This is a genomic window from Kitasatospora sp. NPDC088779 (assembly GCF_040685395.1).
Lineage (GTDB): Bacteria > Actinomycetota > Actinomycetes > Streptomycetales > Streptomycetaceae > Kitasatospora.
Genome location: NZ_JBFBHW010000005.1, coordinates 70,219 through 84,985 on the forward strand (window position 1 = coordinate 70,219; position 14,767 = coordinate 84,985).

Consider the following 14,767-nt stretch of genomic DNA (forward strand, 5'->3'; position numbering starts at 1 on the left):
GGGCGTCAGTTCCAGATGCCGGTGATGTCGGTGGCGTTGGCGGCGTTGCCCGCGTGGGTGGTCAGCCCGGCGAGGTCCTCCAGGGTGCGCAGCACGTTGTAGTGGTTGTAGGTGGTGCCGGTGCTGCTGCCGGGGGTGACGTGGGCACCGTAGACGACGGTCGGGATGCGGTTGCCGGCGAGGCGGTTGTCCTCGTCGAAGGTGACCACGAGCAGGCTGTTGTGGCTCTTGGCCCAGTCCGCGTAGGCGGCGAGGTTGGTCTGCAGCCAGGTGTCACCGGTGCCGACGGAACAGTCGTGCATGTCGTTGCACAGGTCCGGGATGACGAAGGAGACCTTGGGCAGGGTGGTGTAGTCGGTCGGGAAGGCGTCCATGCCGTAGGCGCTGGAGGCGGGCACGTTGCCGAAGCCGAACCACGGGTTGTGCTTCTGCGCGTAGTTGTCGACGCGGCAGTCGGTGGCGCCCTGGGCGGGCAGGCCCTCGTTGTAGCTGGCCCAGGTCCGGCCGGCGGCGAGCAGTTCGGAGCCCAGGTTGGGCTGCTGGAGGGCGCCGACGTCGACGCAGCTGTCGTCGGTGACGCCCTGCGCGCTGCCGGAGAACAGCATGTAGTAGTTGGGCTGGCTGGGGTGGGTGAGCGCGAAGGACTGGGTGAGCGCGGCACCGCCGGCGACCAGCGTGTTGTTGATGTACGGCGCGCTGGAGCTGCTGCCGATGACCTGCGAGTAGGCGTGGTTCTCCATCATCACGACGATCACGTGGTCGGGCGAGGGCAGCCCGCCCGTGGTGTCGGCGGCCGCGCTGCCGCCGGCGGCCCACAGGCCGAGCGAGCCGCCGACGAGGCCGAGCCCGGCGGCGAGGGCGGTGAGGGGCCGGCGGAGCGGGCGGCGGGAGGGGCGGCGGGGGGACGTGGTTCCGGGGGTGCGGAGTCGTGCGAAGGCCATCGGGTCCTCCGTGCGTCGGGGCTGCCTGGTTGGAGCGCCGAGAACAGTAGGATCGCGCCGTGTCGTGTACCGCACAAGACAAGTGAAGAACAGACGAACAGCTGCCGCCCGTCGGCGGTCCACGTCACAACCGCCCCGATTGACCCGTTCCGACCGGGCGTGGTGGGATCACGGGGGCCCTTGTGGCGGGATCGCGGATGCTCGTGCGCGGGGATCGCGGGGCTTTGGGTGAAGGAGCGGGACGTGATCGGACTGGTCGCCCTCAACGGGACGGGCCGCCTGCTGGCCGACGAGATCCACGCCGCCTGGCCCGAGACCACCCGCGTCCACACCGCGGTGGTCAGTGCCTGCTTCGGTCCGACCGAGGCCCTGGACTACGCCCTCGGCCGGGACGACCTGGTGGTCTGCCTCGCGCCGGTCGCGGCCACCGTGCGGCTGTTGATCGACGGCTCGCACCTGCGCCCCGGCGGGCCCGGCCTGGTCAGCCTGGACCTGAACCTGCGCTACGCCGTCCCGCTGACCGGGCGCGACAGCGGCGCCGACGAGCTGGCCGAGGAACTCGCCGCCCTGCTCGGTGTCCGGGCCGTCCTGGCCAGCGGCCCTCCCCCGGCCACCGCCCCGCCCTTCGCGCATCTGGCCGGGCACGCGTCGACGTCCACCCGCGGGCCGCGCGGCTCGGCGGCCGCGCAGGCGCTCGCCGAGGGCCGACCGGTCCGGCTGGAGAGCGACCTGGCGTACCCGCTGCCCGCCCTGCCGTCCTCCGCCCGTCCCGACGCGCCCGCCGACGCCCCCGTCCTGCGGGTCACCGACCGCACCCACCCCGAGGAGGACGTGCTCCTCGTGCACCCGCGCACCCTGGTCGTCGGGGTCGGCGCGGGCGGCGGCGCCACGGACTCCGAGCTGATGCGACTGATCACGGACACCCTGGCCGAACACGGCCTGGCCCGCGCCTCGATCGCCCGGCTGGCGACGGTGGCCGGCAAGGCGGACCACCCGGAGGTGCGCTGGGCCGCGTTCTGCCTCGGCGGGGTGCCGGTGGACGAGCACCCGGCGGCGGCCCTGGCCGCGGTGGCGGTGCCGAACCCGTCGGACCTGGTCGGCGCCGCCGTCGGCACCGCGAGCGTCGCCGAGGCGGCCGCCCTGGCGAGCGCCCCGGGCGGCGAACTCGTCGCCACCAAACGGAAGTCCGCCGCGGCGACGGTCGCGATCGCCCGGGCGGCGGTCCGCGGACGCCTCGCCGTCGTCGGGCTCGGGCCCGGCGCGCACGACCTGCTGGTGCCGCGCGCGCTGGCGGAACTGCGGCGCGCGTCGGCGGTCGTGGGCGCGTCGGGCGCGGTCGAGGCGGTCGCCGAGCTGCTGCGGCCCGGGACCAGGCGGATCGCGACGGACGACGGCGCCGGGGCGGCCGTCGGGGCGGCCGTCGACCTGGCCGCCGACGCGGCCGTTGACCTGGCTGTTGACCTGGCCGCGCACGGGCACGCCGTCGCACTGGTCGCCCTCGGCGACGGCGCGGCACTGAGCGTGCCGCCGGGCCCGTACGACGTCCACCGCGTCCCGGGGCTGCCCCTTCATCCGCTCGCCCCCGATGTGCCCGCCCACCCGCAAGGAGACCCCGCGTGACCGCCCCCGAACCCGACCTGCGCCACCACGGCGACGCCGAGGTGCGCGCCGACGGGTCCGGCCTGGTCGACCTCGCCGTCAACGTCCGCACCGGCACACCCCCGGCCTGGCTGCGCGACCGGCTCGCGGCCACCCTCGGCGACCTCGCCGCCTACCCCGACCAGGGCGCCGCCCGCGCCGCGGTGGCCGCCCGGCACCGGCGGCCGGCCGACGAGGTGCTGCTCACCTCGGGGGCGGCGGAGGCCTTCGTCCTGCTGGCCCGTGTCCTGACGGCACGTCACATCGTCGTCGTGCACCCGCAGTTCACCGAACCAGAGGCGGCTCTGCGGGACGCCGGACATCAGGTGCACCGGGTGCTGCTGTCCCCCGAGGACGGGTTCCGGCTGGGGGCCGTCCCGGAGGAGGCCGACCTGGTCGTCCTCGGCAACCCCACCAACCCGACCTCCGTCCTGCACCCCGCCGACGCCGTCGCCGCACTCGCCCGCCCCGGACGCACCCTGGTGGTCGACGAGGCGTTCATGGACACCGTGCCCGGCGAACGCGAGTCCCTCGCCCCGGTCCGGGACCTGCCCGGCCAGGTTGTCGTCCTGCGCAGCCTCACCAAGACCTGGGGCCTGGCCGGACTGCGGATCGGTTACGTCCTCGGGCCCGCGCCACTGATCGCCGCACTCGGCGCCGCCCAGCCGCTCTGGCCGGTCTCCACCCCCGCGCTGGCCGCCGCCGAGGCGTGCAGCGGCCCGGCCGCGCTGGCCGAGGCGGAGGCAGCCGCCGCCGAACTGGCCTTGTGGCGGACGTACTTGCTGAAGGGCTTGGCCGCCTTCCCGACTCTTCGGGTGTACGGCGAGCCGGCCGCATCCTTCGCCCTGGTACGGCTGCCGGAGGCGGCGGCCGTCCGGGAGCGGCTGCGCGGGCGCGGCTTCGCCGTCCGGCGCGGGGACACCTTCCCGGGGCTGGGCGAGGAGTGGCTGCGGATCGCCGTCCGGGACGAGGCCACCACCGACCGCTTCCTGGACGCCCTCGCCGCCGTCCTCGGCCCAGCCTGACCCCCGCCACCGCCCCGACCCCGCCTGACCGCCGCCCCGACCCCTCCTCAGTCCAGCCTGATCGCATCCCCCACCGCGACCCGGCCGGGCACCAGCACCTGCGCGTACACCCCCGCGCAGGGCAGCGCGGGCATGCCCTCCAACGGGACCAGGCGGTTCCGCTCGGCCGGGACGCGCAGGGCGGACGTGCTCCGGGGCAGCGGGCCGTGCCGCAGGGTCGGGACGGCGCAGCGCGGCGTGGGCACCACGACGCGCAGCCGCAGCACCGGCCCGATCGCCAACTCCCGCCCCACCCAGGCGTTCTCGACGTACCCCTCGCCCTCGGTGCGGATCACCAGGTTCGGCCGGTAGCGCTCCGCCTCGGCGCCGGTCGCGGCCAGCGTCGAGGTGGTGACCAGATGCAGCGGGGCGAAGTCGAAGAAGCCGCCGTCCGGCGCGGCCCGGCCCAACTCGTTGACGGTGACGTCGACTTCGGCCTCGATGCCGTGCGCCAGCACCTCCTCCGGCACGGCCCGCTCGATCGTCGCCCCGGGCGGGCACTCGGCGATCAGGGCGACCTTGCGGCCGAGCGCCGCCGACAGCTCCTCCTCGTCCACGCACCGCCCGTCCGGGCCGGTGATCACCACGCCGCCCGCCGTGGTCGCCGCCGTGTAACCGAGCAGGCCCGCCCACAGCCGCGGGTTCTTGGCGCTGGCGACCTTCCCGGTGTCGAGGTCGAGCAGGGCGCGGCCGCGGTCCCGCTCCAGGCCGCGCCCGTCCACCCCGACCGCCGCCAGTTCCTCCCCCAGCAGCGACTTCACCGGGTAGCGCCGCAGCCGTTCGACCGTCCCGATCCTCATGCCGCGACCGCCCATTCACGCAGGGCCGTGAAGTCGGCGGCCAGCAGGCCGATTCGGGGGTTGACATGGAACGTGAGTGCCGGGGCGGGGTGGTGGGCGGCTATCCAGGCGGTGTCCTGCGGGCCCAGTTCGTCGTCTACCCAGGCGAACGGGCGGCCGTCCGCCCAGGCGACCACGTCCCGGGTCTTCCAGTGCAGGCCGTCCGGGTCCTCCCCGAACAGGTCCGTCCACTGGATGTAGGGGAGTTCGGGCAGTCCGAGGTTCGGGCCGATGTGGGTGTTCGCCTCGCCCATCCAGCCGGTGGCCCACACCAGTTCGTACGGCAGGCCGAGCAGTTCCGGCCCGTGCGCCGGGTTCAGCCACACCCGCAGCGGCTTCGCCCGCGCGTGGGAGTAGTGCGCCTGCCGGTCCGCCCACCAGGTCGGGAGCAGGCGGTGGGTGTCGTACCCCTCCGGCCGCCGGGTCGTCGGCGCGGCGTAGGGGTTGAGCGGTCCGTCCACGTCGAGGAGGAGCAGGGGCAGCGTCATGCCGTGAATTCTCCGGCCGCCCCGGCGGATTGACCAGCGGTTTGCGGGTTCACGGCCGGTGCCACAGGTTGCGGGCGGCCAGCAGCGGCAGCACGCCCTCGCCGAACCAGTACGCCTCCTCCAGGTGCGGCATGCCCGACAGCACGAACTCGTCGATCCCCAGCTCGTGGTACTCGGTGATCAGGTCCGCGACCTCCCGGTGGCTGCCCACCAGGGCCGTCCCGGCGCCGCCGCGCAGCAGGCCGATCCCGGCCCACAGCCCCGGGTACACCTCCAGCCGCTCGGCCGATCCGCCGTGCAGCGCGAGCATCCGCCGCTGGCCCTCCGACTCGCTCTCGGCGAGCGCCCGCTGGGTCCGGCGCACGCGCCCCGGATCCATTCCGGCGAGCAGCCGCTCGGTCTCCGCCCAGGCCTGCGCGGCGGTGTCCCGGGTGATCACGTGCAGCCGGATCCCGAACCGCACCACCCGCCCGCGGGCGGCGGCGAGTTCGCGGATCCAGCGGATCTTCTCCCGCACCTGGGCGGGCGGTTCGCCCCAGGTCAGGTAGACGTCCGCGGACTGCGCCGCGACCTCGCCGGCCGCCGGGGACGAGCCGCCGAAGTACACCGTCGGCACCGGCTCCGGCAGCCGGTTCAGCCGGGCCCGCTCGACCCGCAGATGGGGCCCGTGGTGGTCGACCGTCCCGCCCGCCCACAGCCGCCGGACGATGTCCAGGAACTCCCCGGTCCGCGCGTACCGGGCGTCCTTGTCCAGGAAGTCCCCGTAGGCGCGCTGCTCGGCGGACTCCCCGCCGGTCACCACGTTCAGCAACAGCCGTCCGCCGGACTGCCGTTGGTACGTCGCGGCCATCTGCGCGGCCAGCGTCGGGCTGATCTGCCCGGGCCGGAACGCCACCAGGTACTTCAGCCGCTCCGTCACCTGCGTCAGCATCGCCGTCGTCAGCCAGGCGTCCTCGCACCACGCCCCGGTCGGCGTCAGCACCCCCTCGAACCCCAACTGCTCCGCGCTGCGGGCGACCTGCCCCAGGTACCCCAGGCTCGGCGGCCGGTCCGCCCCCGCCACCCCCGGCGTGGACCCGTGACCACCCCCGACGATCTGCCGACTGTCACCGTTGGTGGGAAGGAACCAGTGGAACACGAGCGACATGAACGGACACACTCCTACGCCGGGTTGCCTGCGGGATGAGGACGGAGACACTCACCGGCAACACGCGGCCGCGCACACCCGCACCAGGTCCACGTGCAGACGTCGCACGAGGACACGGCGGGCGGAAGCGGTCATGCGAGCGATTATGCCCGACGACGACGGCCGCCGGCCCTCCCTCGTACGGGAGGACCGGCGGCCGGTGCGGAGCGGGGGCGGATCAGACCTGGCCGGCCTTCTCCAGGGCCTCGCAGCAGGTGTTGATCATGAGGCGGGTGACGACGTACGGGTCGATGTTGGCGTTCGGGCGACGGTCCTCGATGTAGCCCTTCTGCTCCACCTCGACCTGCCACGGGATGCGGACCGAGGCGCCGCGGTTGGAGACGCCGTAGCTGTAGACGTTCCACGGGGCGGTCTCGTGCTTGCCGGTCAGGCGGGACTGGATGTCGTCGCCGTACTGGCTGACGTGCTCCAACACCTTGTCCTGGGAGGCGCCGAGGGACTCGCAGGCGGTGATGATGGCGTCGTAGCCCTCGCGCATCGCCCTGGTGGAGAAGTTGGTGTGCGCACCCGCGCCGTTCCAGTCGCCCCTGACCGGCTTGGCGTCCAGGGTGGCGTCGATGCCGAACTCCTCGGCGGTGCGGTACAGCAGGTAGCGGGCGATCCACAGGTCGTCCGAGACGGTCAGCGAGGAGACCGGGCCGATCTGGAACTCCCACTGGCCGGGCATGACCTCGGCGTTGATGCCGCAGATCGCCAGGCCGGCGTCGATGCAGCGGTCCAGGTGCAGCTCGACGATCTCGCGGCCGAAGACCTCCTCGGCGCCGATGCCGCAGTAGTAGCCGCCCTGCGGGGCCGGGAAGCCGCCCTCCGGGAAGCCGAGCGGGCGGGAGCCCTTGAAGAAGGTGTACTCCTGCTCGATGCCGAAGATCGACTCCTGGGCCGCGTACTTCTCGTCGACCTCGCGCAGCAGGGCGCGGGTGTTGGACTTGTGCGGGGTGCCGTCGGTCTCCAGCACCTCGCACAGGACGAGGATGTTGTCACCGCCGCGGATCGGGTCCGGCACGACCTTCACCGGGTCCAGCACGCGGTCCGAGGCGTGGCCCTCCGCCTGGTTGGTCGAGGAGCCGTCGAAACCCCAGGTCGGGATCTTGTCCGCGTTGGGCAGGACCCGAGTCTTGGAACGGAGCTTCGCGGTCGGCTTGGTGCCGTCGATCCAGATGTACTCGGCCTTGATTGCCACGGCGGTGTACCTCGCATTGCTGGGTGGTGGGTGCCCGCGTAGCGTCGCAAGCCGCCGTTTCCCGGTTGTTCCTCTCGTGTAACGCGGATGTGAACCAACCCTCCGTGATGGCACGGTCACGGTGCGGGAGTGCCAGGGCGACATCCGGAGTGGCGGGGTGGCACCCGGGGTGCCGAGGTGGCACCCCGGGTGGCGCTCCCGCACCGCGAGGGGCCGGGGCTCAGTGCCGGCGGGCGTGCGCGGCCCGGCGGCGCCGGGTGGCCCACAGGGCGCCGGCCCCGCCGGCGACGAGGGCGGCGGCCCCGGCGGCCAGCGGGCCGGTGGCGCTGCTGCCGCCGGTCGCGGCGAGGCCGGCGGCCGGCTTCTCCGACGGGCCGGGCTTCTCGGTGGCGGCCTGCGGGACGACGGCGCGGGTGGTGGTGTCGGCGACCGGCTGGGCGGTGGCGGCGGTGCCGGTCGGCGCGGGCGACGTCGGGGCCTGGGTCGGGGTCGCGCCGACAGCCGGCGCGGAGGGCTTCTCGCAGCTCACCGAGGCCACGGTGATCCTGCCGGTGACCTTGGCGACGTTCAGGTTCAGCGGGTTCACCTCCACCTGGACCTCCAGGGCGGAGGCGGCGGCGGTGGCCGAGGTGGTGCTCTTCTTGGAGAGCTCCACCGACACGCTGCCGATCAGCGGCACGTCCACCTTGGTCGGCCCGTACAGGCCGATGGTGACGGGCTTGCCGAGCACCGTCAGCTTGGCGGGCGCGACGACGTCGGCGGTCGGCTGCCCGTCGACGGGGCAGGTCGCCTCGGCGCTCATCGCCTCCAGGCCGATCAGCGTGGTGGCGGGCAGGCCGGGGGCGTGCACGTCGGCGTTGACCAGCTTGACGGAGGCGGCGGCGCCCTTGGCGTCGATGCGGGTCACGGCCGTGCCGATGTCGGCCTTGACCAGGGTGACCGGGCCCTGCTGGTCGACGCCGTCGACCTTGGCGGTGAGGAGCGAGCCCTCGCGCTGGGCCGGCGTCTCCACCTTGTTGAGCGCGAGGTCCACCGGGACGTCGACCGTCTTGTTCAACAGGCTGACGTCCAGGGCGAGTTCGGCGGTGACGGCGCGCGCCTTGCCGGGCGAGGCGGCGGACGACGGAGAGGACGACGCAGTGGCCGCCGGGGCGGCGCACGCAGGCGGGACGGTGAGCAGCGTGCAGGCCGCGACCACGGCGGCGGCGGAAGCGGTTCGGCGGACGGAACGGGCGGAGCTGGTGGAACGAGAAGACATGGCGGTACCCCCACAGGTGCTGTTGATCCGGAGCGCGCCCAGACGTCACCCGCGACAGGCGGGGAGGGGCCGGCGTTCCGAACGGTGAGCCGCCAGTCTTCTCGAACAGTCCGTCACAGGAGCCACACAGAACGTCATTTCACTCGTTGGAGTGAGATTGACGTCTGCTACTGACTCCGGTCTGCTACGGCAGTCGCCAGTCCACCGGCTGCGCCCCCTGCCGCGCCAGCAGCTCGTTCGCCCGGCTGAACGGCCGCGAGCCGAAGAAGCCGCCGCTCGCCGAGTACGGGCTCGGGTGCGCCGACTCGATCGCCGGGACGTCTCCGAGCAGCGGCCGCAGGTTGCGGGCGTCGCGCCCCCACAGGATCGCCACCAGCGGGCCGCCGCGCGCCACAAGAGCCCGGATCGCCTGCTCGGTGACCTCCTCCCAGCCCTTGCCCCGGTGCGCGGCGGGCTTGCGCGGCGCGGTGGTCAGCGCGCGGTTGAGCAGCAGGACGCCCTGCCGCGTCCACGGGGTGAGGTCGCCGTTGGACGGCTGGGGCAGGCCGAGGTCGCTGCCGTACTCCTGGAAGATGTTGATCAGGCTGGCCGGGATCGGCCGGGTCTCCGGCGCCACCGAGAAGCTGAGCCCGACGGCGTGGCCCGGGGTCGGGTACGGGTCCTGTCCGACGATCAGCACCCGCACGTCGGCGAAGGGCTGTTGGAAGGCCCGCAGCACGTTCGGCCCGGACGGCAGGTAGGTACGGCCGGCGGCCAGTTCGGCGCGCAGGAAGTCGCCCATGGCGGCGACCCGCCCGCCGACGGGCTCCAGGGCGGTGGCCCAACCGGGCTCGACGATCTCGTTCAGTGGACGCGGTGCCATGGTGGCCACCCTATCGGCCTACACCGACAGCGCGTTCAGCGGATGATCATGCACACGAGCCCGGAGCCGTCCGGCCCGGCGGCCGGCCATGACGGGCCACCCGCTCACCCCACCGGCCGGCCGCGCAGCACCACCAGCCGGGGGTCGGCGAGCACCCGGACGTCCGCCCGCGGGTCCTCCCCGTACACCACGAAGTCGGCCGACTCCCCCTCCTCCAGCCCCGGCCGCCCCAGCCACTCCCGCGCACCCCAACTGGCCGCCGACAGTGCCTGCGCCGGGCTCAGCCCCGCCTTCACCAGTTCCGCCACCTCCTCCGCGACCAGCCCGTGCGCCAGCGAGCCGCCCGCGTCCGTGCCGACGAACACCGGGATGCCGGCGTCGTGCGCGGCGCCGACGGTGGCGTAGCGGCGCTCGTGCAACCGCCGCATGTGGGCCGCCCAGGCCGGGAACCTGCCCTCGCCGCCGGCCGCCAGGCCCGGGAAGGTGGCGATGTTGACCAGCGTCGGGACGATCGCCACGCCGCGCTCGGCGAAGGCCGGGATCAGCTCCTCGGTCAGTCCGGTGGCGTGCTCGATGCAGTCGATGCCGGCCGCCAGCAGGTCCGGCAGCGACTCGGCGGCGAAGCAGTGCGCGGTGACCCGCGCGCCTTCCTCGTGCGCCGCCGCGATCGCCTCGGCCAGCGCGTCGCCGGGCCAGCAGGCGGCGAGGTCGCCGCGCTCGCGGTCGATCCAGTCGCCGACCAGCTTCACCCAGCCGTCGCCGCGCCGGGCCTCCGCGCGGACGTACGCGGCGAGGTCGCCGGGCTCGATCTCGTGCGCGTAGTTGCGGATGTAGCGGCGGGTGCGGGCGATGTGCCGCCCGGCGCGGATGATCCGGGGCAGGTCCTCGCGCTCGTCGATCCACCGGGTGTCGGCGGCCGAGCCGGCGTCGCGGATCAGCAGGGTGCCGGCGTCACGGTCGGTGAGCGCCTGCTTCTCGCTGGTCTCCGCGTCGACGGCGCCGTGCGCGTCCAGGCCGACGTGGCAGTGCGCGTCCACCAGGCCGGGCAGCACCCAGCCGGTCACCGTCCGGACGTCCTCGGCGCCGGGCGGGCAGGTGAAGCTCACCCGGCCGTCCACGACCCAGAGTTCGTCCCGGACGTCCTCCGGACCGACCAGCACCCGACCCCGGACGTGCAGCACCGCGCCATCGCTCATGGCCCGCACTCTACCGACGGGGGTGTTCCCTGTAAGCAGCAAAGATGCGGCAGACTCGTTCCGGCACCCACCACCCCACGCCCGAAAGGCCGCTACCGTGAGCCCCTTCCTCGACCTCCCCCCGCTCAGCGCCGCCGAGTTCGCGGCGATCGAGGACCAGGTGGCCGCACTGCTGCACACCACCGCGGACGTCATCGTCACCCAGGGTGAGGCGCTGCTGCCGCTGGAGGCCGCGATCCGCGGCGCCGCGCACCCCGGCTCCACCGCGCTCAACATCGTCACCGGCCCGTACGGGCAGACCTTCGGCAACTGGCTGCGCTCCTGCGGGGTCGAGGTCGTGGACCTGGCCGTCCCCTTCGACAGCGCGGTCAGCGCGCAGCAGGTCGCCGACGCCCTCGCCGCCCGTCCGGCCGTCGACTTCGTCTCCCTCGTCCACGCCGAGGCCGCCACCGGCAACACCAACCCCGTCGCCGGGATCGCCGCCGCCGTCCGCGAGCACGGCGCCCTGCTGATGCTCGACGCGGTCGCCTCCGTCGCCGCCGAGCCGCTGCTCACCGACGAGTGGGGCGTCGACCTGTGCGTCATCGGGGGCCAGAAGGCCATGGGCGGCCCTGCCGGGGTCTCCGCCGTCTCCGTCTCCCAGCGCGCCTGGGAACGGATCGCCGCCAACCCGGCCGCCCCGCGCCGCTCCTACCTGTCCCTGCTCGACTGGAAGGAGCGCTGGACGGACGCCGGGCGCACCGTGCTCCCGCACGCCCCCGCCCAGTTGGAGATGCTGGCCCTCGGCGCCTGCCTCGACCGGATCGCCGCCGACGGCCTGCCCGCCGTCATCGCCCGCCACCGCGCCGCCTCCGCCGCCACCCGCGCGGGCGCCCGCGCGCTCGGCACCCTCGCCCCGTTCGTCACCGAGGACGCCCACGCGGCCCCCGTCGCCACCACCCTGCGCACCCCGGCCGGCGTGCACGCGGCCGAGCTCGCCGCCCGCCTCGACCCCGCCCTCCCCGTCCAGCCCGGCGGCGGCCCCCTCGCCGCCTCGATGCTCCGCGTCAACCACTACGGCCCCGCCGCCGCCCTGCCCACCGTCCACGCCTGCCTCACCGCCCTCGCCACCGCGACGGACGCGGACCCGGCCCCGGCCCTGGCCGCCGCGGAGGCGGCCTGGACGGCAGCCGTCCAGGGCTGACACCACGGCGCCGTCAAGGCCCGAGCACGCGGAGCGGCCCCCGGGACACTCGGTCCCGGGGGCCGCTCCGTCCCTCCCCCGGACAGGGCCTGGCCGCGCACGGCACGGCGGGTTTCGGCCACGGGCTCCCGGCACAGTTCCCGCAGCGTTCATCTGCGCGGCACGCCGATCTCACCGGGGACCGGCAGGCTCCGGCCAGGGGTGAAGTTGGCTATACAACTTCACCCGAGACGCCGCCGAGGAGGAGACCACCGTGACCGAGCTGCCGCCGTACTGGCTGCGCGACAACTGCCCGTGCGCCGAGTGCCGGGACCCCCGGAACGGGCAGAAACTGTTCCAGATCGACGACCTGCCGCAGGACCTGGCGGTCGCCGCGAGCACCGAGACCGACGGGGGCCTGGAGGTGCTCTGGTCGGACGGGCACCGCTCGCGGTACCCGCTGGAGTGGCTGGACGCCGAGCGGGACGGCGACGGGCGGACGGAGGAGGGCAAGCGGCTCTGGGTGGCGGCGGACTTCGCGCGCGGGATCCCCGAGGCGCGGTGGGAGGCGTACCTGTCCGACCCCGCCGAGCAGGCCGCCGTCCTCACCGCCGTGCGCAGCAGCGGCTTCGCGGTGCTGCGCGGGGTGCCGGCGGTGGAGCGGCAGGTCCTCGCGGTGGCCGAGAGCTTCGGCTACGTCCGGGTCACCAACTACGGGGAGCTGTTCGACGTCCGGGTCGAGCCGGATCCGAACAACCTGGCGTTCACCAGCGTCGCGATCGCGCCGCACACCGACAACCCGTACCGGGACCCGGTGCCGACGCTCCAGCTCCTGCACTGCCTGGAGAACTCCGCGACCGGCGGCGACTCCGGCCTGGTGGACGGGTTCCGGGCGGCGGCGGTCCTCCGGGAGGAGGCGCCGGCGGACTTCGAGACGCTCACCCGCACGCCCGTCCCGTTCGTCTTCCGCGACCGCCGCACCGAACTGCGCGCCGACCGCCCGCTGATCGAGGTGGACGCCCTGGGCCGGATCCGCGAGGTGCGGTTCAACAACCGCTCGATCGGCACCCTGCGCGGGAGTTCCGCCGAACTGACGGCCTTCTACGCCGCGTACCGCCGCTTCGCCGCGATCACCCTGCGCCCCGAGCTCCAGCTCACCTTCCGCCTCGACCGCGGCGACTGCCTGATCTTCGACAACACCCGGCTGCTGCACGCCCGTACGGCCTTCCAGCAGGACGGCCACCGCCACCTCCAGGGCTGCTACGCCGACCTGGACACGCTGGGCAGCACCCTCGCCGTGCTGCACCGGCGCGCCGCCGCGCTGGACGCGATCGCCGGGCTGTTCGCGGGCGAGGGCGCCGGGGAGTACCTGGGCGAGGAGGTCACCATGGCCGAGCACATGCTCCAGGCCGCCGCTGCCGCCGAGGCGGCCGGGGCGCCGGACCACCTCGTCGCCGCCGCGCTGCTGCACGACGTCGGCCACTTCCAGGGAGCGCTGCACGGAAGGGACTTGATGGAGGGTCAGGACAACCGGCACAGCGACACCGGCGCCGACTGGCTGGCACGGTGGTTCGGCCCGGAGGTGACCGAGCCGGTCCGGCTGCACGTGGCCGCCAAGCGCTACCTGTGCGCGGTGGAGCCGGACTACCGGCAGCGGCTGTCCGAGGCCTCGGAGTACACCCTCACCGTCCAGGGCGGCCCGATGGACGAGCGGCAGGCCGCCGCGTTCGCCGAACTCCCGGGCGCCGCCGACGCGGTGGCCGTCCGCCGCTGGGACGAGCAGGCGAAGACGGCCGGGGCGCCGACACCCGGCTTCGAGCACTACCGCCCGCTGCTCGCCGCGCTCATGCACTGACGGCACCGGCCGGCACGCCCGGGAGGATGGCCGGGCTCGGCCCCGGACTCAGTCGCCCTCCCGGGCGTGCCGCGAAAGCGCCGACGCGGCCAGCGAGTTGTGGATGCTGAAGGCCACCGTCCCGGGCAGGTAGCGGTCCTGGGACCACTCCACCGGAGTGCCGGTCGGGTCCGTCGTGCGCCGCCGTTCGCGCAGCAGCGGGCCGCCGCGGCGGCAGCCGAGGAGCCGGGCGTCCTCGGCGTTGGCGGCCACGATGTCAATGGTGTGGTCGGCGTCGGTGAACAGGATGCCGTGCTCGCGCAGGACTTCGGTGTGCGAGACGACGTCCGCCGGCAGCTCGGCGACGATCTCGCCGACCCGCGGCGGGTAGACGGTCCGCTCGACCATCACGGGCGCGCCGGAGAGGGTGCGCAGCCGGACGGTCACGTACACCTCGGCGCCCGGCTCCAGGCGCAGTTGCTCGCGTTCGGCGGTGTCGGCGGGGCGGCGGACCAGCGAGTCCAGGATGCCGCCGGGCTCCTCGCCCATCGAGTACGCCCAGTGCGTGAAGCTGAGCAGTTCGGAGAAGCTCTGCACCCGGGCGCCCCCGAGCACGACGCGCCGGGTGCCGCGGCGGGAGGTGACCAGCCCGTCGGAGCGGAGGACGGCGAGCGCCTGGCGGACGGTGCCCCGGGAGACGCCGTACTGCTCGGCGAGCGCGCCCTCGGCGGGCAGCCGGCCGGCCTCGCCGTACGCGCCGGTGGTGATGGCCTCGCGCAGGTCGGCGGCGACCTTCCGGTACAGGGCGCCGGGAGCGCGCTCGGCGGGGCGCCCGGGCTCAAGTGCCACGTCAGTCAATGTCCCTCCTGGGGCGGTGTCCTGCGCAGCCGTACCGGCACGGACAGCCCGACCTTATCCCGCTGCGCCTTTGAAGCATCGCACCGAACGGATCACGCTCAGATGGCCGGATTCGACCGTTCCCGCAGCCGACCCCGGTTCTGGGCCGTCCGTTCACCTTCCCGTCATCGGACTCCGGCGTACTTACCTCCGTCAGCGAAGTTGGCTAGTCAACTCGGACGGCCTCGAACGGCTCCGGGC

13 protein-coding genes are annotated in these 14,767 nt (G+C 74.4%); 4 read left to right on the forward strand and 9 right to left on the reverse strand.

Annotated elements, in window-relative coordinates:
* Positions 1 to 5 precede the first annotated feature (5 nt).
* Positions 6 to 941: an alkaline phosphatase family protein gene (locus AB0P03_RS05930; protein ID WP_363627925.1), complete on the reverse strand. Its 936-nt coding sequence runs from the start codon at positions 939 to 941 to the stop codon at positions 6 to 8.
* A 243-nt stretch (positions 942 to 1,184) separates the two neighbouring features.
* On the opposite strand from AB0P03_RS05930, the gene AB0P03_RS05935 reads away from it, so the two are divergent.
* The gene (locus AB0P03_RS05935) at positions 1,185 to 2,561 is read left to right on the forward strand and encodes a cobalamin biosynthesis protein (RefSeq protein WP_363627926.1); all 1,377 of its coding nucleotides are present in this window, start codon (positions 1,185 to 1,187) and stop codon (positions 2,559 to 2,561) included.
* Positions 2,558 to 3,604, forward strand: a complete 1,047-nt coding sequence (gene cobC / locus AB0P03_RS05940) for an Rv2231c family pyridoxal phosphate-dependent protein CobC (protein WP_363580557.1) — start codon at positions 2,558 to 2,560, stop codon at positions 3,602 to 3,604. Before AB0P03_RS05935 ends, cobC begins: the two co-directional genes overlap by 4 nt.
* A gap of 47 nt (positions 3,605 to 3,651) precedes the next feature.
* Here the strand turns inward: cobC and AB0P03_RS05945 are convergent, their stop codons facing one another.
* From AB0P03_RS05945 to AB0P03_RS05975, 7 genes are all read right to left on the reverse strand, one after another.
* Positions 3,652 to 4,443, reverse strand: a complete 792-nt coding sequence (locus AB0P03_RS05945; protein WP_363580555.1) for an MOSC N-terminal beta barrel domain-containing protein — start codon at positions 4,441 to 4,443, stop codon at positions 3,652 to 3,654.
* Positions 4,440 to 4,970 (reverse strand): hypothetical protein, encoded by a 531-nt coding sequence (locus AB0P03_RS05950; protein ID WP_363580553.1) that lies wholly within the window; start codon positions 4,968 to 4,970, stop codon positions 4,440 to 4,442. Before AB0P03_RS05950 ends, AB0P03_RS05945 begins: the two co-directional genes overlap by 4 nt.
* A gap of 49 nt (positions 4,971 to 5,019) precedes the next feature.
* Positions 5,020 to 6,117 (reverse strand): LLM class flavin-dependent oxidoreductase, encoded by a 1,098-nt coding sequence (locus AB0P03_RS05955; protein WP_363580551.1) that lies wholly within the window; start codon positions 6,115 to 6,117, stop codon positions 5,020 to 5,022.
* 217 nt (positions 6,118 to 6,334) lie between these two features.
* Positions 6,335 to 7,357, reverse strand: a complete 1,023-nt coding sequence (glnII, locus tag AB0P03_RS05960) for a glutamine synthetase (RefSeq protein ID WP_363580549.1) — start codon at positions 7,355 to 7,357, stop codon at positions 6,335 to 6,337.
* A gap of 220 nt (positions 7,358 to 7,577) precedes the next feature.
* The gene (locus AB0P03_RS05965) at positions 7,578 to 8,615 is read right to left on the reverse strand and encodes an SCO1860 family LAETG-anchored protein (protein ID WP_363580547.1); all 1,038 of its coding nucleotides are present in this window, start codon (positions 8,613 to 8,615) and stop codon (positions 7,578 to 7,580) included.
* A gap of 184 nt (positions 8,616 to 8,799) precedes the next feature.
* The gene (locus tag AB0P03_RS05970; protein ID WP_363580545.1) at positions 8,800 to 9,477 is read right to left on the reverse strand and encodes a uracil-DNA glycosylase; all 678 of its coding nucleotides are present in this window, start codon (positions 9,475 to 9,477) and stop codon (positions 8,800 to 8,802) included.
* Positions 9,478 to 9,581: 104 nt separating this feature from the next.
* Complete coding sequence (locus AB0P03_RS05975; RefSeq protein ID WP_363580543.1) at positions 9,582 to 10,673, reverse strand: amidohydrolase family protein; 1,092 nt, start codon at positions 10,671 to 10,673, stop codon at positions 9,582 to 9,584.
* 97 nt (positions 10,674 to 10,770) lie between these two features.
* On the opposite strand from AB0P03_RS05975, the gene AB0P03_RS05980 reads away from it, so the two are divergent.
* Both AB0P03_RS05980 and AB0P03_RS05985 read left to right on the forward strand, forming a co-directional pair.
* Complete coding sequence (locus AB0P03_RS05980; protein ID WP_363580541.1) at positions 10,771 to 11,856, forward strand: aminotransferase class V-fold PLP-dependent enzyme; 1,086 nt, start codon at positions 10,771 to 10,773, stop codon at positions 11,854 to 11,856.
* Positions 11,857 to 12,109: 253 nt separating this feature from the next.
* Positions 12,110 to 13,690: a phosphonate degradation HD-domain oxygenase gene (locus AB0P03_RS05985; protein ID WP_363580539.1), complete on the forward strand. Its 1,581-nt coding sequence runs from the start codon at positions 12,110 to 12,112 to the stop codon at positions 13,688 to 13,690.
* A gap of 48 nt (positions 13,691 to 13,738) precedes the next feature.
* Here AB0P03_RS05985 and AB0P03_RS05990 read toward each other — a convergent pair whose 3' ends face one another.
* Positions 13,739 to 14,518, reverse strand: coding sequence for a GntR family transcriptional regulator (locus AB0P03_RS05990; protein ID WP_363580537.1), 780 nt, complete (start codon positions 14,516 to 14,518; stop codon positions 13,739 to 13,741).
* Positions 14,519 to 14,767: the final 249 nt, after the last annotated feature.